Genomic DNA, 18,032 nt, shown 5'->3' with positions numbered 1-18,032 from the left:
GCTGATGGCGGCTCCCAAAGGAACGCCGCCACAGCCTCCGTCAGTTTTTTTTGCGCTCGACCCGAATGGCGTCGTTGAACGCGCTCGCGATCGCCAAGTCGGCGCCCGGCTGATGCTCGCAGAGCAAGTCGATCGACTCCTCGCTCACGGGCATGTCCGCGTCCCACTTGTCGATCAGCAGAAGCAGCAGGTCGGCGGTCGAGATTTCCCCCGCCGCCAGTTGCTTCATCAACGCGTCGTACTCTTTACCGGTCTTGTGGCGGTACGTGACGTTCAGTTGCTGCTCGCGCCCCTGGCCCACGATGGTGATGCAGGCGTCGATGGTCGGGCTGGATTTGATCTTGAACGTCATTACGCGGCCTCGTAGCGGATGGGGTCGGCGATGAGGGAGAAGACCGCCGTGTTCTGCAGGTTCTCGTTCACCTGGCCGACGGGGACCTTGTTGAACGACGGATAGGCGTAGTAGAAGAGCGTCGAGCCGTTGGGCAGCACGCCGCGCACGACGACGGGCTCGCGCAGGCGGTCAGCCTCGATCAGCGCCGCATACCAAGGCTTGTCCGGGTCGTAGTCCAGCGAGACCGTCATGGTCATCGCGTTCTTGAAGGTCGGCTTCTGGCGCTGGCGGCTATTCGGATCTTCGACGTACTGATAGTTGAAGAACTGCTGATCGCCACCGGCCATCACCACGTCGCGCACCTGGTCCAGGTCTACCCAGGAACTGACTTCCTGATAGGAGCCAGCGCCCCCGCCTGCCGGGAACAGGACTGTGCTCGTGGTGTCCACGCCTTCCAGCTCGAAGCTGTCGGTGTCTGCATTGGCGCTGCGCGCCACGGTCTCGCTCAGATTGGTCCACGCCGATTTCAGAACCAGGATGGAGCCGTCTTCCGGCGGGGCGACTGCGGAGGCAACAGCCGGATTCGCATTGGAGATGGCCGAGATGGCGGCGGCCGCGGCGAGCGCCGTCGAGATGGAATACCGCGTGCCGTTGATGAAGATGGAAGACATTTGTGTTCCTCAAATGAAAAAACCCGGCGCGTGGCCGGGTTCGATGTAGAAGCGGGGAAAGGTCAGGAGGGAAGGAACCAGATACCGAAGTCCTGGCGGGTGCCATACTTCTTGATTGCCTCTTCGTAGAGGCTGGTGGGCGAGCCATACGGCTCAACAGCAGGAAAGTCGCTTTCACACAAGGCGGTGCCGATCTGGTCCGCGATGTCACTTGCCTGGGCCCGCGTGGCGGCCCACACGAACACCTGCACGCGCTGATGCCGCTTCTCGCGGCGTTTGCGCTCCACGTACCACTGTTCTTGCCCGCCTGCGCCTTGGTAGACGATCAGCGGGAACTCCGGCTTGTCGGGGGTGACATCCGCATAAGCCCGTCCGCCGACCAAAGGCCCCAATAGCGCTTTCAACTGAGCCTCAAGGGTCATTGTTCACCTCCTGCCCAGCCAGAAGCTCGGGCATACGTTGCCGCCCGCGCTGGATCATTGCAGACTGCGCGCGAGTCGATGCGGCTTCATACGCCGGCCGGAGGAATGGCGAGGCTGGAACCCATTTCGGGGTTGCAAGCTTGCGGCGCTTGTCGGTCACATAAGTTCCGTCGGCCTTCTTGATCACCGGATAGATCTGCCAGTGCCCGAACTCCACAAGGTGCCCGTGCGGCGCCTTACGCTTGTTCCAGGTGACGGCATACTTAACTTCCTTGGCGCCCGAGTATCTTTCGCGGAAAGCCAAATAGATTGTCTCCGCCAGGGGAATTCTCGGCCCCGACTCGCCGACTGCCCCCTGGCCGCTGCGCGGCGCCCGCGCTTTTGCCTCATCCCGCAGCACCTCGCCGCCAGCAACGGCCATGGAACGCGCCAAGCTGACCCGTGCGGGTCCCAGCAACCGATCCAAGCCCACCGCCCAGCCCGATGTGTCGAAACTTGCCTGAAGCCCCCTAGCCATCGCTGCCCCCCTGCTCGCAGATCAAGTCCGTCCACTGCCGCCGGGCAAGGTCCATCCGCACATTCTTGATGTCAAAGGGTTCGCCCACCGGCTGCCCGTCGTAAAGCTCCAGGACGCGCATCCCCTGGTCGATGCCGCGGCGGAACCGGATCCGGAAACTGTATGCGTTGATAGACGCGCCAATGTTTTCCTGATTGCGGGTGATGGCCCCCATACCGGTCTGACCGCGAGGATCTGCCGGTACTGTTGCAACTTCCACCCAGGATCCATTCGGCTGCCCCGCGTTGTCTTGCCCATCTTCCCGCCTTTCGATCCGAACCCAAGTGCGCAGCGTCCCAGCCCTCATGGCATCATCTCCCGCCTGTCAGCGCGCAGGAGTTCCGGCACCCCTTGGGGAAGCCGAGCGGCGCTTGCACCGACAACCACCTCTTCGCGGTTGGCGTACAGGTTGCCGAGCGTCAGCCGCACCGCGGCCCTGACACGAGGTGTTGCCACAATGCCGAACAGCACGCGCTGAAAGCCGATCTGCGCTTCCTTCAGCCTCTCCGTCGCAAGTGCAATTGCCATTTGGCGCGCAGCCGCGTTGCTAAGTTCAGCCGCGGCGGTCAGGGCTGCCTCATGTGCGTCTTGCGCATCTCCAGCAGCCTGCGGCAGCGCGTCCTGCGCGGCGATGAGGTCAGATTGAGCCGAGAAGAACGCCCGGTTGAGATGGCCTGCCACTGCGCTTTCGGCAGCGGCGAGCAAGTCGGCCAGCAATGGCGCGTCCGCCGGATCGGCGTTGCAATGAGCAATGCACTCTTCAGGCGTCAACAGCGGCATGATCAGTCCTTCTGGCCTTCAGCCAGGGCTGCACGGAGCTTGTCGATGCCCCAGCGTCTGTCATACTTAATCTGCGCGGCGTCCAGTTGCGCCATCAAGTCTTTCTTCTCGTCCGAATCCTCCGCGCTCGCTTCCAGCGCCCCCAAATCGCGCGCTCCGGCTTCGAGCTCGGGAGGGCATTCCTGACCGGCCGCAAATTCAACCGGGTAGATAGCGCCCTTCGGAACACCCCGAAACGCCTTGGTCAGCTTCGCCATATCACTCTCCTGAAATAAGGAAAGACGCCGGCCGGCGCCTTCCCACGATGTTTACGCCGCAGCGATCGTCATCGCGCGCATCGGCTCGGGGTTATGCACTCCGCCCCCAACGCGCTTGGTCGTATAGAACAGCACGAAGGGCTTGTTCGTGTACGGGTCCCGCAGCACTCGCACGCCCACACGATCGAAGATGGTGTAGGTGCGCTTGAAGTCGCCGAACAGCACCGGCGTGGCGCCCGCCACCGCGTCCGGCATGTCCGGCACTTCGGTCAGCGGGAAACCGCCCACAGTGGCCGGCTGACCCGCGACGAAGGACGGTTGCCACAGGTAGTTGCCTTGACCATCCTTCAGCTTGCGGACCTGGCCCTGGGTTTTGCGGTTCATGGCGAAGCGCGCGTTCCCCGTGAATGCCGAGGGCAGGTCGTAGATGAGATCAATGATGCCGTCCGACGTGATGGCTGCAGCCGCGCCGCTGTTCACCACCTTGATCGCGCCGAACGGATGCTTGGCCGCGTTGGCGCCGCCTTCGACATAGGTCAGGATCCCGAAGGGCTTGTTGGTGCCGTTGCCCGAAACGAAAGCCAGGCCCTCCTGCTTGGAAAACTCGGTTTCCACTTCACCTGCGAGCCAGCTTTCCAGATTGATCGCCGAATCGTCGAGCAGTTGCTGCGTCGCGGCGGGGTTGGCGTAGATTTCGCCCCAACCGAAGCCGAGCGAAGCGAAACCAGCCGTGTTGGTCTGCGGACGCGCCGCAGTCTCACCCACCCAGCCAGATGCCGTACCGCCCATGTTGTAGAGCTTGGTCAGGCCGGCGCCGGATACCGGTTGTACGGTCGCCAGTTGCCGCATGGGCGAAACCAGCACCAGCTTGTCGGTAATGGTGCGATCCCACTCCACTGGCGCGAGATAGCCGCCTTCTTCTGCGGCCCCCTTGTTCAGCGCGGCCTGCACGTCGCCCTTCTTGAAGTGCGCGTTGAAGGCGTCGCTGTACTCGGAGTCCTTCAGGCGTTGGCCGGTGCCGTCGCCCATCTGCGCCGACGCGATCTTCATGTTGGCGTCGTCGATGGCGGATTGAAGCCGGGAGATGTCCGCGTTGATCTTCTCGACTTTGAAGGCCTGAAGCGCATCATGCGTGCCCTTCTTAACCTCATCCAGCTGCTTGGAGTGTTCGTCCTTGAACGTGGCGAAGGCTTGGTTCAGCTGTTCGATGAGGGCCTTCACCTCACCTGGGCTGCCGGCGTCGGCGCGTACGGAAACCAGCCCGCGGGGGACGCGGGCATTCGATTGTTGCTTCATGTTTAACCTCGCAGGGTTGTAAGTGTGGTTTGCAGCAGGGCTGCTACGTCGTCACCAGCGCACGGCGTGGTGGTTGTGGCAGCGCTCGGCTTGCCGGAAAAAAGTGCTTTGAAGGTGTCGCGGCGAGAGGAGCGGCTATATCCGGCGCGAGCCATAGCCGCTTCCACCTGGGCCAGGGCCCGACGTTCCCCGCTCGATTGCGGCTGCTCGGTGACTGCGGAGCCGTCCAGCAGGCCGGTGGCGAAGCCATCCTCGACCGCCTGATCTGCGCCGATCCAGGTTTCCTTATCCATGAGGGCTGCGGCCTGTTTCGGCGTCAAGCCAGTTCGAGCTGCATAAACCAGTGCCATCGCTTCATCGAACGGCTCCAGCTTCGCGGCTGCGTCTATCAGGTCGTGTCGGTTCCCTATGGCAACAGCCCAGGCGTTGTGGATCATCAGGAACGATCCCTGTCCCATCAAGATCTCATCGCCCGCCATCGCAATCACGGACGCTGCCGACGCCGCCAGTCCCAATACCTTGATGGTCACCTTGGCCTTGTGATCGCGCAGCGCGTTGTAGATCGCCACTCCTTCAAAGAAATTGCCGCCGGGTGAGTTGACGTTCACCGTCACGTCGCGGGCGCCAACGGAACGCAGCGCGGCCTGAATACGCTTGACCGTTACGCCGCTACCATCCCAGGTTTCCCCGATGGCGTCGTAGATGGAAATGGTGGCGTCTTCGTCCGCGCCAACGGCGCGCACTTGGGGCGCCCACCGCTCCAGCGCGTCCGGGCGCAGATCGAAGTCGGCGGCACCCAGACGGGCGTCCGCCTTGATCTCAGGCAGTTGCAGCAGGCTCATTGGATTTTCCTTTCTGGGTAATGGGATCGCGTAGCTTGTTTGCCTGCGGGTCATCGCTCGCGGGTAGGTCTGACAAGTCGCGGATCTCGTTCTGCCACATCCACGGGGCATGACCGCCGGCACCGGACGCTTTGGCGAAGTAGTCCGCCTGGTCCTTCAGCGTGCCGCGCATCAGAGCCCGCTCGTTGAACTTGTAGGCCAGCTGGTCCAATTCTTCGTCAGTCAGAAAGGTGCGCATCGCCGCCTGTTCCCACGCCGTGAACCAGAACTGCAGCCCGTACTGCACGAAGAAGATTCCCAACTGCTCGATGCCCGACCCCCAACTGGTGTCGTCCATCATCAAGAGGGGCCGCGGCACGCCGAAGGCGCGCGCTACCTCTTCAATCTGGGCGTTGCGGTTCTCGATGTGCTGCGCTTCGGCTGCGGTCACCTTGAACTTGTTTGCCTTGGCGCCCTCCTCCAACAACATCCAGCGCTCAGCGTTCTCCGCACCCGCGAAATCCGTGTCCAGGGAATTGCGCATCCGCCCGTAGGCCGTATCCGAGAGCGCCTTGGGCACCTCCACGGCGCCGCCCGCCAGGTTGCCCGTCCGAAATACGCGACCAGCGGCGCGCTCTGCGTCACGCGCCAGTGAGATGGCATCCCGGGCGAGCTTCATGCGGCCCAGCCCTTCCACCCCATCAATGGTGATGTCCCGCAGGTGGAACACCTCTTTCTGGGACAGCTTTACCTGCTGGCCATCTGGCCGGGTGTACGTGTAACGCATCTCCCAGCCCACCAGCTCGGCTTTGACGGATCCCAGCGCCATCGGCACCAATGCGATGGGCCTACCTGCCGACCAAATTACCCGCGCGTAGGCGTTGCCTTGCTGCAAGACATGCAGCTGCATCATGCTCTTGAACTCGAAGGGTGTTTGCCACCCGTTCGGCTTGAGCTTCATCAGCCGATAGCCCGGGTGGTCTTTCGCTGGTGCCTTGGATGGGTCGTTTCGAATCAGGTTGAGCGGCAGCATGCCAAGCGAAGTGACGATCAGCGACACGCACCGCAGTGCGGCCATGTTCCGTAGCGACTCCACTCGGCGGTTGTAGTCGCCGCTGCGGATGTATTCCAGCAGCGCTGGATCATCCAAGCCTCGGAACGCCTGCCCCCTGGGCTGCACCGACGCCTGCGCGCTTTCTAGCGCAATGGTTGGCTCAAGCCGCAGGCCGGCTTCAGGCGCCGACTCGTCCGCCGAGCCGCCCAGAAAGCGGTCCAGTAATTTCATGAGTTCTCTCAGATAAATCGAATCCCGCGGGATTCGTATACCGACCGGCCAGAGGCCTCGGGGTTGAGCGACAACAGGAAAACAGCGTCAAAGAGCGCCATGAGCGGGTCGATTTTTGCCGTACCCGATACCTGCTTGTTGATGGCGATCGCGTTTCCCTGCTGTACTGTCTTTGCATTGCCGACACACCAGGCCATCAGCGGACGCGCCCCGTGCAGCATCTCCTGCCCAGCAATCTTGCGCTCTGTGGTCTTGATCGCGCCATTCAAGCGCCATCCCTGCGAAATGGCGGTGATTTCTTCAAGGGTGAAGTTCCGCCCCGGACTGGTGAGCTCGTCAACAATGTCTCCGATACCCGATCCATCCACGCCGATGCACAGCTTCTCCGGCAACAGCCCGCGATCACGCACTTGACAGACAATGTCAGCCACTTCGGCCACGTCATCGCCGGGCCGATCCACGATCCTCAGGTCGCCCTGCTTATCGAAGTCCAGCAAAGCAGGGGCAATTTCTGCCCTACGCTCCAAAACAATCTTGTGCGCCCAGGCGCGCCCCCAGTGCAACCAGCGGCGCGTTTCAACTTCCCGCCCCATCAGGGCTAGCCCAAGCAAGTCATCCAAGCCGCCCCCGTCGATGCCGACCACGACCACTTCGCAGCGGTCGAGAAACTCATCCAGGTCTGCCAAGGCTGGATCACCTTGAGCCAGCCAGAAGTCGGCGCCCGCCCAGCGGTCTGATCGCAAGTTCAGCCCGATCTGCACATTTAGGTGCTTAGCCAGAAACTTCTGGCTGGACCCGTCGGTTTTCCCGAGGTTCTTCTTGAGTTCGTCTTGCAACCACTCCGCGCTGACAGAGCGGCCAAGGTTCGGGTTGGTGATGTAGAAGTTCTCCGGTAGCTGGTAGGCCTTCGCCTTTACCATTTCGTCCGGGAACTCGTATAGAACCCCCAGCGTCTTCCGATCCTCGATTTTCCCGTCGCGGACATCGCGCCAGTAGTCGAGTTTCTCCTTGAACACGCCTGCCGGCGGATCATCGCTCTGTGTGGTCAGGTAGATCACCCATCCCTCATCGCGGGAGACCTGGCCGCCCAACGCCTCCATAAACATTGCCGCGGCATTCGCTCGCTTGCCGAATACCCATAGCTCGTCCACCAGCACGCGGCCGGACTTCTTGCCAGATACTGTGTCGGTGTCAGCGGCAACGACCTTCAGGCTATTGCGCGTCACGCGATGGGTAATGGTTCGGATGTGTTCCTGGATGTGGAACATGTCCGACAGCTCTTCATCCGCGCGAATCATGCTCGCTGCGGGCTTAAAGCTGTTGTCGGCGACCTCTTTTGTCGGGGCCAGGATCAGGTGTTCCTCTTCCTCTCGCCAGCACATGACAAGAGCCGTCAGCATGATTCCGGCCGCAATGGTGGACTTCGTATTCTTTTTGCTGATAAGCAGCCCGTACTCGCGGATCAACTGCTTCCCCGTTGCCGCCTCATAGCCGCCGAAGATGGCGCGCACAAAGGCAAACACCCATTCTTCGCTGCACTCGCCAAAAGTGGGTTTCCCGGGTAGGTCGACAACGCGCAACTGCTTAAAGATGTTCAACGCGTATTCGGCCTGGTCTGCAAAGATCGGCGCCGGAATGATCGAACGGCGCGCGCGCAAGCGTGCTGCCCAATCTGGGCATGCAGTTGTCCAGGACATGGCTTAAACCTTCCCCACGACGCGCAGATGGGTGGGCGGTGGCGGCGGTGCAAATCGTCCACCGCTTGCCGCCTTGTCTGCTGCTTGTTTCTTCGCGTCCTTTTTCCCTTGTTCCCCCATCTTTCCATGTACGTAGGGGACCCACGCCTTTGCGGCCTCCACGCGCAGCTTCATGTCCTGCGCGGGATCGTTTGCGACTGCCTTGAGGAACTCCAGGGGATCGGAGTACAGCTTGCCCAGATCCGGGAGCGAAACCTCCTTCCCAGCGGCTGCGGCCGCTTCCTTCATTTTGTTAACCTGGTTAACACGGCCCAGGGCTTCCTGGACGTCCTTGTCTTTCATCAGCCGGGACGCTGCAACGGCCGCCCCTTTTTCGCTGTAGCCCGCATGGATAGCGGCTTTAGCACCGGACAGGCCCGACTGCAACGCCTGCACAAAGCGGCGCTTTTTGTCGGTTAATGCCATTAACAATCTCGGTTAACAAATCCGGTTAAGGGAAAATTTTCTGCGCATGAGGGAACAGGTGGTTTCCAGGGTCGATATCCCCCAGACTTTCGACCCGCCCCCCCCTGCCTGCCGCCCGACCAGTGGCCGCGGCCCCTCTGCCGATGCCCCAGGGAGCCGCGCAGAGGCCCTACAGGACGCGACGATTGACCGGGCGGGCCTCGGCGCCGGCCTCGATGCTGAGGCGCCCTACGGCTTCCTACTGGCGCGGACGGATAGGCCGCGCCTGATCCACCGTTCCACCTTGGTCGTGTCAGGCGTTGCGCCCGTCAGGCGCGCCGCGATGACGACGCCGACCAAGTACCAGCGGACCCACCACGCGACGCGAAGGGAAAGCTTGACCGCGATCTGTGCCATTACGTGCGGTTCCTGTATCCCATGTCCTGCCGCGTCTTGGCGTCATGGCATCCAACCTTGCGACCATGCGCATCGCGCGAGACGCAGAGCACCTGCGAGTTCTCGTCGGTGTCGGCTCCCCCATCGTTCAGGCTGACTTTGTGGTCCAGTTCGAAGCCATCGGGGTACGCGGTCACTGCGCCGCAGTGGGCGCAATGCGGATCGGCAGACCAGACACGCAACCGGCGGTCTTGCAGCTTCCGGCCCGTCATGCGCTTGGCGCTGGGCGTCGGCGCAGTGGTCAACCTGGAACCGGCCATTGCAAGGCGCGGCTTGAGTGTCGTGAGCTTCATGCCGATTCTCTCTGTGATCTTGCCGGGTGCTATCCACTGCACACCGCCCGGCGGCGATGCTCAACCACCCGCGCGCCATGCCCAGCGCGCGGACCCTTGATAGCGAAAGGGGGAGTAGTACGATATGGACCCGCGACTAACGGTTGAACGCCGCGCGGCCCGTGCATTCAATGCCACGGGCCATTTATTAGGTGACCTGAAGAAGGAGATCACCGCAATGCGTATCCTGATCGTAGACGACGCCACCGTATCTGCTGAGCTGACCGCCGAATGTTTGATGATGGAACCGGGTGTTTCGGTCCAGATTGCAGGCGACGGTGCAACGGCACTACGCACCATGGCCGAGTTCCAGCCCGACGCCGTTCTGCTCGATGTTGATCTGCCCGACGCGTCGGGTCTCGACCTTGCACCGCAGCTCAAGACAATGAACGAGGGCCGCGCCCCACGGATCATCATTTTCAGCGGCAGCGTCCGACAATCGCCCGGGTTTCTACCGGACGGTGTTGATGCTTGGCTCACAAAGCCTGCACACCTTGACGCGCTGTTGGACTGCATCTTTCGACCCGATGCAAAAAAAAGGGGCTTGACGGATAGGACATAATGCCCTAATATTCAGTTCAAGGCCGGCGCACACCGCGCAAGGTCACCTACCGGAGAACTCCGATGAACCAGCAAGAACAAGCCACCGTCCAAGCCGCAATCGCGATCCTGGACAAGCACCTCAAGCAGCCGGGCGTTGCAGCCAACAGCCCCGAAGCCATCAAGCAACTGCTGCGACTGGTGCTGGAAACCGAAGAGCGCGAAGTCTTCTTCGTTCTCTTCATGGACTCCCGGCTCCGCCTGCTGTCCGCCGAACCCCTCTTCTACGGCACGATTGACCAAGCCCCGGTGTTTCCTCGCGAAGTCGCCCGGCGCGCACTGATGTTGAACGCTGCCGCCCTGGTAATCGCGCACAACCACCCGTCGGGCAATGCCACCCCGTCTGAAGCCGACAAGCGCATCACCAAGACCCTGCGCATCGCGCTGGAACTCTTCGATGTTCGCCTGCTTGACCACTTTGTGGTCGGGTCCGGCAAGATGACCTCGTTTGCAGAAGCTGGCCTGATGAACTAACAAGGAGAGGCCCGGGAAACCGGGCCTATTGATCTATGGAAACTCGCGTACCCTATGGCGCCCCCGCGATCCGTCCAGAGTGCCTGCGACCGTTTGCCGATGGATGGAAGCAGCCCGAGGCGGGCGAAGTGCGCGCCGTGCTGTCTATGGCCGGCCTGACCGGCGGCGAAGCGGCAAAGCTCCTGGGCATCTCGGACGGCCGGACGATTCGGCGCTGGACTGGCGGCGATTCGCCTATCCCGTTCGCGGCTTGGGCAATCCTGTGTAATGTGGCCGGGCTCGGGTTGATCTGGGCCAAGCCCGAGCAGTAGAGGTCCCGCTATCACCTAACGAAAGGAGTGCCACACATGAGCAAAGACAAGCGCCTGGATATGGACGCAGCGCGGAAACTGGACTTGACGCTGGCCACCGGCAAAGTCGAGTGCCAGGTTTCCAATCGTTGGCTTCAGTTCCCAAGCGAAGCTCCGCTGTTTTCTGATGGTGCGTACGTGTTCGTGAACGTCATGACCGAATCGGAAGGCGGGACCGAGCGGAAGCTGTGCGAGCTCATCCTCCGCAAGCACGAACTCGAGCATGTTCTTTCGCGGGTGCAGGTACGCCCCCGCGGGGACTAATGCAGGCCGGCTGCTTAGCTGGTCGCCAAAGGCACCGCCGGTACGTCAAAGACCGAGTTCGGAGGCAGCTTTTCCGCGTACATCCGCGTATCCGCCCCCGCCGTGATCGCCGCGTCGCACTGCACGCAGTAGGTATCGGCGCCCTTGCGCACGATCTGCGTGAAGTTGCGAAAGTAGCCTTGGCAGCGGTCGCACTGCATTTCCAGACACATAGCGATCTCCAAAGAGGAAAGCCCCGACCGGTGTTCCGTGCCGGGGTTTTTTATTGTGTGGCGGGCAATGCAGGATTCGAACCTGCGGGGCGTCGTCGCCCTACGGGTTAGCAACCCGCTGCTTTCGGCCTCTCAGCCAATTGCCCTGAAATGGAGCGGACAGAGGGAATCGAACCCTCGCTGCGCGGCTTGGGAGGCCGGCGGCTCACCATGAGCATGTCCGCGAAAACAAAAACGCCCTGGCCAGAATTCGGACCAGGGCGTGACGACCACGGGGTCGCTTCTAGAGCATCTTCTCGCAAGCCTGGGCGCATTCGCGGCAGGTTCTCGCGCACGCTTCCATTCCTTCAATCTGCTCACAGCTAGCCGCGCAGTCATTACACATCGAAGCGCAGGCCTGGCAAACATACTGGTGATTTGCCGCACCAACTAGCATCGTGTGTGCTGACGTACGGCATACTTCCGCACACGCCAGCATGAGCCGAAAATGGCTAGGTTCAACGTGCTTACCCCCCGCCTCCAGACAATGTCCCATTGCTTCCTGAAGGCACGTTCGGTAGCACGCGAGGCAGGCATCGATACACCCTGTCATGTCTGCATTCATGGCGTTCATAGGAGTTCCTCCTTGTGTTGGCCCGAAGTGGGCAACACAAGGGCAGCAAACAGCATTCCTGACACAAAGGAATTCCCCAAACAAACCCAGAAACGCGAAAACCCGCCTGCTTTCGCGTGGCGGGTTTCGTGGGCGGACTTCTGAGGAAATCCGTTATCGCTGATTATGGCGGCGAATCTCCGCACAGTCAACGGTCAGGGGATAAAACCTCCGTCTCGCAGCAGCTTTTCGGCGGCGGCGTGCGCGGCCTGCTCGACGCCGTAGATTGGTTCCGCGCCCTTCTTCTCGCGCGTACCGCGCAGCCAATCGTTCGCCCTGGCGCTAGCCCGCTCCACGCTGCGCACCTTGCACGCATACTCATCGGCCAAGGATTGCAGGGTCCGAACGGTACCGCTGTCGTAGTAACGGCGCACAAGGGCATACAGCAGCTCGCTATGCGCCGTGCGCATCGACAGGTGCGCGCCCAGCGCCGCCGCGATCTTGTACAGCGCAGCCACCCAGCCCGGGTGATCGGCCTCGCTGTGGCAATGCTTGCAGCTTGCCACGCGCTGACCGTAGCGGGCGTGCAGCACAGCCACGTGCAGCGGGTCCAGGTTCCGTTCGAGGAATTGCCGAACCTTGCCGATCTCCGCGCATCCGTCCGCGCCGGAGAGCGGGCCAGGCTCACCCAGGCGCATGTCAGCCGCGCGGGCCATCGCAGGACGGTTCAACGTGTGCCGCTCATCGCTGAACGCGTAAGCCAGGGCGACGGCCAGGCGGGCAAAAGGCGTATTGCGTTCGCTCATGCTTCCTCCGGCATCACGTAGACCGGATAGACCGGCGCCGGCTCGTTGCTGCCGCCAGCGATGCGCAGCCACGTGTTGAGCTGGTCCAGCGCCTCCGCATCGTGGCGCGGGTGTGCCGCCCAGAAAAGCATCCACTGGCCCCGCTCCGTTTCACTGAGCGTCATCAGGTGCTTGGCCAGGAGGCGGTCCAGGGTGGCGCGGTCAGCGAGCGCCACGCCCCCGCGGCAGCGCCAGCAGCGGCACGGCGCGTATGCCATGCCGGGATCCGCATTCGAATCCGCCGACTGATGAACGCGGCTGACGGATGCGGCGGCGGGGTTCTGAAACGGGATTTCCAGCCAGGTGTCGGGGTTGTTGTGATCGAGCATGATCAGTCCTCAAACGATTCCAGGGTTGTAGGGAGGGACGCGCAGCAGGCGCGCCACAAGCTCAACCGCAGAGCCGTCGCGGACGGTGCTCTCGGTAAAGCGCAACACCTTCCAGCCCGCAAGGGTGGCGGCGTTGTACTTCTCGCAATCAGCGACGAATCCGGACCCACGGGTGTGACGCCCGTTCGTCCATACGCCGCCTTCAATCTCGACCGCGATCTTTTGATCCGGCCAAGCAAAATCGAAGCGCCAGAGGCGCGGGGGCGCGAAACGGTACTCCCGCTGCGGCTCCAACACCTTTAAGGCGCGTGCATCGCGCGCGAAGCGCTCCTCAAGCGCGCTCGGGGCCTTGGGGGCGCGCTTCGCCGTCTTAGGCTTGGTTTCCGTGACTGACGGCCACCGCTTAACGCGAAGTACCATCAAGCTGCTCCCCGGTTTTGCAGGGAATAAATGGGTGGCCGCGTGAAGTGCGCGTAGTCGCGGTATTGACCGGTCACGCGGTCGTAATGGAGTTCAACCATCCCCACCCGGCCTACGAACTTCTTGCGGATTTTCTGAATGTGGATCTCCACCGGCTTATGCTCGTCCTTGACGTGCCGGTACACGGTGATGCAGTTGTCCGCCTTGTTGCGCCAATGCGCCGAGCCGGACACGTCGTAGGGTGTCGGGATGGGGTAGTCGCCCGAGTCTTTGTCCTTGTAGAGCTTGGCCGGATGCGCCACGACCCAGGCATGAACTCCATGTGCCCAGCAGAACTTCCGGATCTTGGACAAGGCCAGGGAGATGTAATCGGTCTCGGTCTGACCAGGCGCCCGGCCATGCTCAATCTCGTTCCATGGATCCATGATCAGCCCGCGGATGCCCTTGCGAGTCACCAGTCGGCTAGCCTGTTCAAGAAGGGCGTCCAGACTGGGGGACTCGGGCATCATGAAAGTGAAGTGGTCCGCCAGGAAATCCATTGCGCTGTCCAACTCAGCCACGTCCATCCGCTCGCTCGGGCCAGCGGAAAACGGCTTGCCGATGAACTTTTCCATCAGCTTTTCGCTGTGATAGTCGGCAGGAAAGTTCTCGGGCGAGAACACACCGAAGTTCCAGCCGTGCTGCTGCGCAAGGTGAACAGCCAGGGCATCCAGCCATTCGGATTTGCCGTGGCCAGGGATACCTGTCACCAGGGTCCACTCCCCTTCCAGCACCGTGTAGTACCCGTCCATGCCGGGCCAGCCGGTGGAGACCCCGCGTCGAACCTCGCCCTCGTAGCGCCGGAGGATCTCGGAGCGGAAGTCCGTGACCGAATACGTGCCCTCGATCGGCACCGGTTGCGCGTCTTCGATGCACTTTTGCAAGGCGTCTGGGCCAAGCTTTATCAGTACGTCATTGGCGTCTTTGCAGCCGTCCGGCCAGGTCACGATCAAGCACTTGTCACGGCCAAGGCGGCGGATCAGTTCCTCTTGCAGGCGACGGCCCGGGGCATCGTCATCGACGGCGATGATGTGCTCGCGGACGTTGGCCAAGTGCTCGCAGTCCAGGAAATCGAATTTGCTGTCGTAGTTCTTCGTGTCCGGCGTGGGGGCACCATCGGGTACCGAGACGCAGTTCTTGAAGCCGCCCTCTTCCACCGACAGCTTGTCCATTTCCCCTTCGACCCAGATCAAAACCGCATCCACGTCGTTCAAGCCGTACAGCACACGCTTCGCTCCCGACGCCAACCGGAACAGCTTGTCGCCGGTGCGGTATTTGACGTTGATCACCTCATCGCCGTCCAGGTACGGGAACATGACGCAGGTCCGCTCCTCCTCGACCTGGGGGAAATACTGCTGGCCGTAGCCGATGCAGTTGCGCAGGAGCGTGGCCTGGCTGATGCCGCGGCCCGCGAAGTAGTCCACGACAGTCTGCGGCAGATCGGTGCGGTTCAGCACGTAGTCGGGCTTGCGGTAGATCTTCGGCGCCTCGGGCCGGCGCTCTTCGCCGTGGCCCAGCGATCCGCCCCAGCCGCAGTGGTGGCAGTTCCACAAGCCCTTCTCGGTGTTGACCGACAGGCAGGGATAGTTCTTTTTTCGCCGCGACGGCGAGCACCGCGGGCAAGTGGTTTTAACCTCCACGCCGGTGCGCCCGCGCAAATCGATCCCAAAGTCGTTGAAGGCCTTCACAGGACAGGCTCCGGGTTGCCGCTGACGTCGAAGAAGCGGTTGCCCACGCGGTATCGCCCCCCGTCGACCTGGGTGATGCTGGCACCAGGGAACCGCGTCTGGAGGGTTGCCATCACGGACGCTCGGTCGCCCGCCCCCGGTGAATCCTGGCCCCTATCGTTCGCGATAAAGCGGTCGATCTGGTCGGCAGACCGCAGGATCACATCGATCCCGTTGTACTTCTCCCGCCTGTCGTTCTGGCCCATGTTGTGCGGGGTCTTGCTGCAACCACGGATGGCCCGCCGCAGATCCTCGGGGCTGTGGCCGTTTTTCAACGCGGTCTTGATCGCCTTGCGCCGCTTGTCGTCCAGCACGGAGCGGGGCGATTGCATGACCTCCTGCCAGTAGGCGAAAACCTCCTGCACGGCGTCTGGCTTCGGTGTCGCCGTTGATTCCGGGGCATCGACCGGCGCCCCCGGGTCGGCATCAGCCGACAAAGGGGTTTGATCTTTTGGAGACGGAGACGGAGACGGAGACGGAGACGGGGCAGTGCTAGATTCTGCTAGTGGCAAGCTACTAGCACTTTCTGGCACTGCTACTCGTGTGCTACTAGCACCTTCTAGCACTGCGTCAGCCGTGCTAACAGCCTGCCCTTGGCACTCGGCCGCATGCTCACTGACTGCTCCCCCGATGCGTTCGGCATACTCGGGCATACGCCTAGCAGCTTCTGCGCGGCCGTACTTCTTGCACAGGGCTGCCCAGCGCGCCTTCTCGCTACGGGCCTCGGATCCTGCTACCCACGGGTTGTGCTCTTCCCAGTCATGGATGGTCCGGCAGAACTCCTCTCCATCGAGAAAACCAACGTCGCACAGCGTAGCGACGAATTCGCCTTCGCCGCCGGCCCAGTCAACGGCCAGTTCGATGTCTTCGTCCGACAGTCCGCTGAGATTGCCGTCCGGTTTGTGGGAAGCGCACCAGAGGAACAGGCAGACCAGGCGCCAGGCGCCGTCACCGCCGAGCCGGCGGACCAACTTCTTGGTCTTAGGGTGCGTGGCCAAGCCCACTGATAGGCGTGCGTCTGTAGTTGCCATAGGGGCCGTCCTTAGCTCCCTTGGGGCAAATCGAAGTACGACAATGGCACGATGAAGAGCGTGGCGGGGTCATACAGTTCGTACGCCCAGCCTCGCGCCTTTAACCACGCGACAAAGGCATGGTGAACGTGGCCATCGTAGTAATCCGGGTCCGCACACTCCAAGGTCCACAGGATCGGTTGCCCGTCCGGCATCGCCATCTCGTCCGCCCCCGTCCAGATCCCCTCGGCATCTTTCCACTGCCCGCCGAACTCCTGCAGCGGGCGCATCCAGAGGCCCGGAAACGTCGCTGCGAGGTCCGCCCGCATAGCGTGATAGGTCAAAGCTTGCATTGCATCTACCTCCATCACTCCACTTGAAGGCACAGCGCCGGGCCGGGTGGAGGAGTCCGGCTTTCGGGAGCTACCCGGGCGCGTGCACACCATTGCCCGCCTACGGCCTGAACCGATGGCGGCGTTGAAAGACGGCCCGCGCGCGTTCTTCGCGCTCCAGGCCCTGATCGAAATCGGCAATCCACTTGCGCATACCGCGGCGGCGCCACAGCCACCACACGCCGACGCAGCATCCAGTCATCAACATCAGCAGCCACGTGAGCGCGGCGATCAGGATCAGGATCGAAACGGCAGTGTTCATATCGTGGGCGGCCAGTTGCCCAGCGCGAGCACCGCCAGCACAAGGGCAAGGATGAGGAAGTCGAAGGCAGCCATGTCAGCAGTCCACCGGGCCAATGGGAATGGCGTCGGGCGCCGGCGCGGTCGTGGTGTCACCCGGGATATGTTGCGCAGAGGTCGAATAGGAAAGGCGAACGCCGCGCAGCAAGTGCCCGCGCGTCGCGGCAAACGTCTCCGGCGACATGCCTGCCTCTTGGGCTCGGTCAATTAGGGTGGTGCCGGCGTTAGGCATGCATCACCTCGCGGGCACGATAAGACCCGAGCACCAGCGGCCCGAGGTCGAGTTTGGATTGGGAAGGGTGGCCGGTGATGGCGATGCGGTTGAATTCGAGCTGGCGCCATTGCGCCCCTGAATCCGTACCGGCCAGGATTGCACCGCCGAAGCCGCCGGCCTGGGCGATGTGTCCCAACAGCATCGCCTTGAACGACTCGACGCCGGCGAAGTGCGCCAGCGCGCGGTAGATCACTGGAAACGACAGACCATGCTTGACCATGATCTGGATCGCCAGCAGGTACAGCGGCTCGCGGTCGGCGACCGTGCTTAGGGCGTTAGGATCGGGCTGGGCGGCCCCGCCGCGTACGATGGCGTCGATCTTCAGGTCACACCACACGGCGAAGTCATCCGACAGCCAGCGAGCAAATGGCACGGCCAGCTTCGGGTGCAACCACGTGCCGGCCTGGCCGCGCACCTTGGATGTGCGGATCAGCTTGATGTCGGGAAATCCGACCTCAAAGCCGAGGGCCTTTCCGAGTGCCGCCATGTAGCTTTTGGTCCCAGGCAGCGCGATCCAGTGCGCGGGCTTCTTGCCGTGCCGTTTTGCCGGGCCGGTGGCGTTGAACCAGCCATCGCCCATAAAGTGAACGGGCTGGCCCTCGTACTGTTCGATGATCAGGGCGTTAGGCATGGGCAGGCTCCGTCTCGGAATGAGCGATGTCAGGCCAAAGGCTTTGCCAGTCGTTCGGATGAAGTCGCACGAACGCGGCGAAGACGCGATCGGCGATCTTAGGTGGCAAGTCGTCGGGCCATTGGCGTACACCTTGGTAGGAGATTCCAAGAGCGGCGGCGGCTTTAGGGATGGTTCCGCCCAATTTTTCGATTGCACGAGCTTTTTTCATGGCCAAATTGA

At 62.2% G+C, this 18,032-nt stretch carries 28 protein-coding genes and 2 tRNA genes; 4 read left to right on the top strand and 26 right to left on the bottom strand.

Annotated elements, in window-relative coordinates:
* Positions 1-40: 40 nt before the first annotated feature.
* The 13 genes from B3098_RS22630 to B3098_RS22570 form a co-directional block, all read right to left on the bottom strand.
* Entirely contained in the window at positions 41-352 is a 312-nt protein-coding gene (locus B3098_RS22630) for a phage tail assembly chaperone (RefSeq protein WP_286899081.1), read from the bottom strand.
* The gene (locus B3098_RS22625; RefSeq protein WP_286899080.1) at positions 352-1,005 is read right to left on the bottom strand and encodes a phage tail protein; all 654 of its coding nucleotides are present in this window, start codon (positions 1,003-1,005) and stop codon (positions 352-354) included. The genes B3098_RS22630 and B3098_RS22625 overlap by 1 nt, the downstream gene beginning before the upstream one ends.
* 62 nt (positions 1,006-1,067) lie before the next feature.
* Positions 1,068-1,427, bottom strand: a complete 360-nt coding sequence (locus B3098_RS22620; RefSeq protein WP_286899078.1) for a DUF3168 domain-containing protein — start codon at positions 1,425-1,427, stop codon at positions 1,068-1,070.
* Positions 1,417-1,848: an HK97 gp10 family phage protein gene (locus tag B3098_RS22615; protein WP_286899076.1), complete on the bottom strand. Its 432-nt coding sequence runs from the start codon at positions 1,846-1,848 to the stop codon at positions 1,417-1,419. The genes B3098_RS22620 and B3098_RS22615 overlap by 11 nt, the downstream gene beginning before the upstream one ends.
* Before the next feature lie 88 nt (positions 1,849-1,936).
* Positions 1,937-2,290, bottom strand: a complete 354-nt coding sequence (locus B3098_RS22610; protein WP_286899073.1) for a head-tail adaptor protein — start codon at positions 2,288-2,290, stop codon at positions 1,937-1,939.
* Complete coding sequence (locus B3098_RS22605) at positions 2,287-2,763, bottom strand: hypothetical protein (RefSeq protein WP_286899071.1); 477 nt, start codon at positions 2,761-2,763, stop codon at positions 2,287-2,289. Before B3098_RS22605 ends, B3098_RS22610 begins: the two co-directional genes overlap by 4 nt.
* Positions 2,764-2,765: 2 nt before the next feature.
* Positions 2,766-3,020, bottom strand: a complete 255-nt coding sequence (locus tag B3098_RS22600) for a hypothetical protein (RefSeq protein WP_286899069.1) — start codon at positions 3,018-3,020, stop codon at positions 2,766-2,768.
* A 51-nt stretch (positions 3,021-3,071) separates the two neighbouring features.
* On the bottom strand, positions 3,072-4,316 hold the full coding sequence (locus B3098_RS22595; protein WP_286899067.1) for a phage major capsid protein: 1,245 nt from the start codon (positions 4,314-4,316) through the stop codon (positions 3,072-3,074).
* A 2-nt stretch (positions 4,317-4,318) separates the two neighbouring features.
* The gene (locus B3098_RS22590) at positions 4,319-5,158 is read right to left on the bottom strand and encodes a head maturation protease, ClpP-related (protein ID WP_286899065.1); all 840 of its coding nucleotides are present in this window, start codon (positions 5,156-5,158) and stop codon (positions 4,319-4,321) included.
* The gene (locus B3098_RS22585) at positions 5,136-6,422 is read right to left on the bottom strand and encodes a phage portal protein (protein WP_286899063.1); all 1,287 of its coding nucleotides are present in this window, start codon (positions 6,420-6,422) and stop codon (positions 5,136-5,138) included. The genes B3098_RS22590 and B3098_RS22585 overlap by 23 nt, the downstream gene beginning before the upstream one ends.
* Positions 6,423-6,430: 8 nt before the next feature.
* A complete protein-coding gene (locus B3098_RS22580; protein WP_286899062.1) occupies positions 6,431-8,119 on the bottom strand; it encodes a terminase large subunit in 1,689 nt (562 codons plus the stop codon).
* Positions 8,120-8,122: 3 nt separating this feature from the next.
* A complete protein-coding gene (locus tag B3098_RS22575; RefSeq protein ID WP_286899061.1) occupies positions 8,123-8,584 on the bottom strand; it encodes a terminase small subunit in 462 nt (153 codons plus the stop codon).
* A 395-nt stretch (positions 8,585-8,979) separates the two neighbouring features.
* Entirely contained in the window at positions 8,980-9,312 is a 333-nt protein-coding gene (locus B3098_RS22570) for an HNH endonuclease signature motif containing protein (protein WP_286899059.1), read from the bottom strand.
* Between the two features lie 124 nt (positions 9,313-9,436).
* Here B3098_RS22570 and B3098_RS22565 point away from each other — a divergent pair, with 124 nt between their 5' ends.
* The 4 genes from B3098_RS22565 to B3098_RS22550 all read left to right on the top strand — a co-directional run bounded on the left by B3098_RS22565 (position 9,437) and on the right by B3098_RS22550 (position 11,039).
* The gene (locus tag B3098_RS22565; RefSeq protein WP_286899058.1) at positions 9,437-9,913 is read left to right on the top strand and encodes a response regulator; all 477 of its coding nucleotides are present in this window, start codon (positions 9,437-9,439) and stop codon (positions 9,911-9,913) included.
* Between the two features lie 62 nt (positions 9,914-9,975).
* A complete protein-coding gene (locus B3098_RS22560) occupies positions 9,976-10,425 on the top strand; it encodes a JAB domain-containing protein (protein WP_286899057.1) in 450 nt (149 codons plus the stop codon).
* A 35-nt stretch (positions 10,426-10,460) separates the two neighbouring features.
* Positions 10,461-10,736 (top strand): transcriptional regulator, encoded by a 276-nt coding sequence (locus B3098_RS22555; RefSeq protein WP_286899055.1) that lies wholly within the window; start codon positions 10,461-10,463, stop codon positions 10,734-10,736.
* Positions 10,737-10,772: 36 nt separating this feature from the next.
* Positions 10,773-11,039, top strand: a complete 267-nt coding sequence (locus B3098_RS22550; protein ID WP_286899052.1) for a hypothetical protein — start codon at positions 10,773-10,775, stop codon at positions 11,037-11,039.
* Positions 11,040-11,053: 14 nt separating this feature from the next.
* On the opposite strand, the gene B3098_RS22545 is transcribed toward B3098_RS22550, so the two are convergent.
* The 13 genes from B3098_RS22545 to B3098_RS22485 form a co-directional block, all read right to left on the bottom strand.
* Positions 11,054-11,251, bottom strand: a complete 198-nt coding sequence (locus B3098_RS22545; RefSeq protein ID WP_286899051.1) for a hypothetical protein — start codon at positions 11,249-11,251, stop codon at positions 11,054-11,056.
* Positions 11,252-11,309: 58 nt separating this feature from the next.
* A tRNA-Ser gene (locus tag B3098_RS22540) sits at positions 11,310-11,397 on the bottom strand.
* Positions 11,398-11,402: 5 nt separating this feature from the next.
* A tRNA-Gly gene (locus B3098_RS22535) sits at positions 11,403-11,475 on the bottom strand.
* Between the two features lie 59 nt (positions 11,476-11,534).
* Positions 11,535-11,636 carry a four-helix bundle copper-binding protein gene (locus tag B3098_RS22530; protein ID WP_286899293.1) on the bottom strand — a complete coding sequence of 34 codons (102 nt, stop codon included), beginning with the start codon at positions 11,634-11,636 and terminating at the stop codon, positions 11,535-11,537.
* Between the two features lie 422 nt (positions 11,637-12,058).
* Complete coding sequence (locus tag B3098_RS22525; RefSeq protein WP_286899050.1) at positions 12,059-12,649, bottom strand: hypothetical protein; 591 nt, start codon at positions 12,647-12,649, stop codon at positions 12,059-12,061.
* The gene (locus B3098_RS22520; protein WP_286899048.1) at positions 12,646-13,017 is read right to left on the bottom strand and encodes a hypothetical protein; all 372 of its coding nucleotides are present in this window, start codon (positions 13,015-13,017) and stop codon (positions 12,646-12,648) included. The genes B3098_RS22525 and B3098_RS22520 overlap by 4 nt, the downstream gene beginning before the upstream one ends.
* Positions 13,018-13,026: 9 nt before the next feature.
* On the bottom strand, positions 13,027-13,437 hold the full coding sequence (locus B3098_RS22515) for a hypothetical protein (protein ID WP_286899047.1): 411 nt from the start codon (positions 13,435-13,437) through the stop codon (positions 13,027-13,029).
* The gene (locus B3098_RS22510) at positions 13,437-15,164 is read right to left on the bottom strand and encodes a toprim domain-containing protein (protein ID WP_286899045.1); all 1,728 of its coding nucleotides are present in this window, start codon (positions 15,162-15,164) and stop codon (positions 13,437-13,439) included. The genes B3098_RS22515 and B3098_RS22510 overlap by 1 nt, the downstream gene beginning before the upstream one ends.
* Positions 15,161-16,201, bottom strand: a complete 1,041-nt coding sequence (locus B3098_RS22505) for a hypothetical protein (RefSeq protein ID WP_286899043.1) — start codon at positions 16,199-16,201, stop codon at positions 15,161-15,163. The genes B3098_RS22510 and B3098_RS22505 overlap by 4 nt, the downstream gene beginning before the upstream one ends.
* 44 nt (positions 16,202-16,245) lie before the next feature.
* On the bottom strand, positions 16,246-16,566 hold the full coding sequence (locus tag B3098_RS22500; RefSeq protein WP_286899042.1) for a hypothetical protein: 321 nt from the start codon (positions 16,564-16,566) through the stop codon (positions 16,246-16,248).
* 100 nt (positions 16,567-16,666) lie between these two features.
* Positions 16,667-16,867 carry a hypothetical protein gene (locus B3098_RS22495; RefSeq protein WP_286899041.1) on the bottom strand — a complete coding sequence of 67 codons (201 nt, stop codon included), beginning with the start codon at positions 16,865-16,867 and terminating at the stop codon, positions 16,667-16,669.
* Between the two features lie 262 nt (positions 16,868-17,129).
* Complete coding sequence (locus B3098_RS22490) at positions 17,130-17,810, bottom strand: KilA-N domain-containing protein (protein ID WP_286899040.1); 681 nt, start codon at positions 17,808-17,810, stop codon at positions 17,130-17,132.
* Positions 17,803-18,021 carry a hypothetical protein gene (locus tag B3098_RS22485; protein ID WP_286899038.1) on the bottom strand — a complete coding sequence of 73 codons (219 nt, stop codon included), beginning with the start codon at positions 18,019-18,021 and terminating at the stop codon, positions 17,803-17,805. Before B3098_RS22485 ends, B3098_RS22490 begins: the two co-directional genes overlap by 8 nt.
* Positions 18,022-18,032 lie beyond the last annotated feature (11 nt).

Source organism: Achromobacter sp. UBA2119 (assembly GCF_002331005.1).
Lineage (GTDB): Bacteria > Pseudomonadota > Gammaproteobacteria > Burkholderiales > Burkholderiaceae_B > Achromobacter > Achromobacter animicus.
The sequence above is the reverse complement of the archived record's forward strand: the minus strand, read 5'-3'. Positions and strand labels throughout refer to the sequence as shown.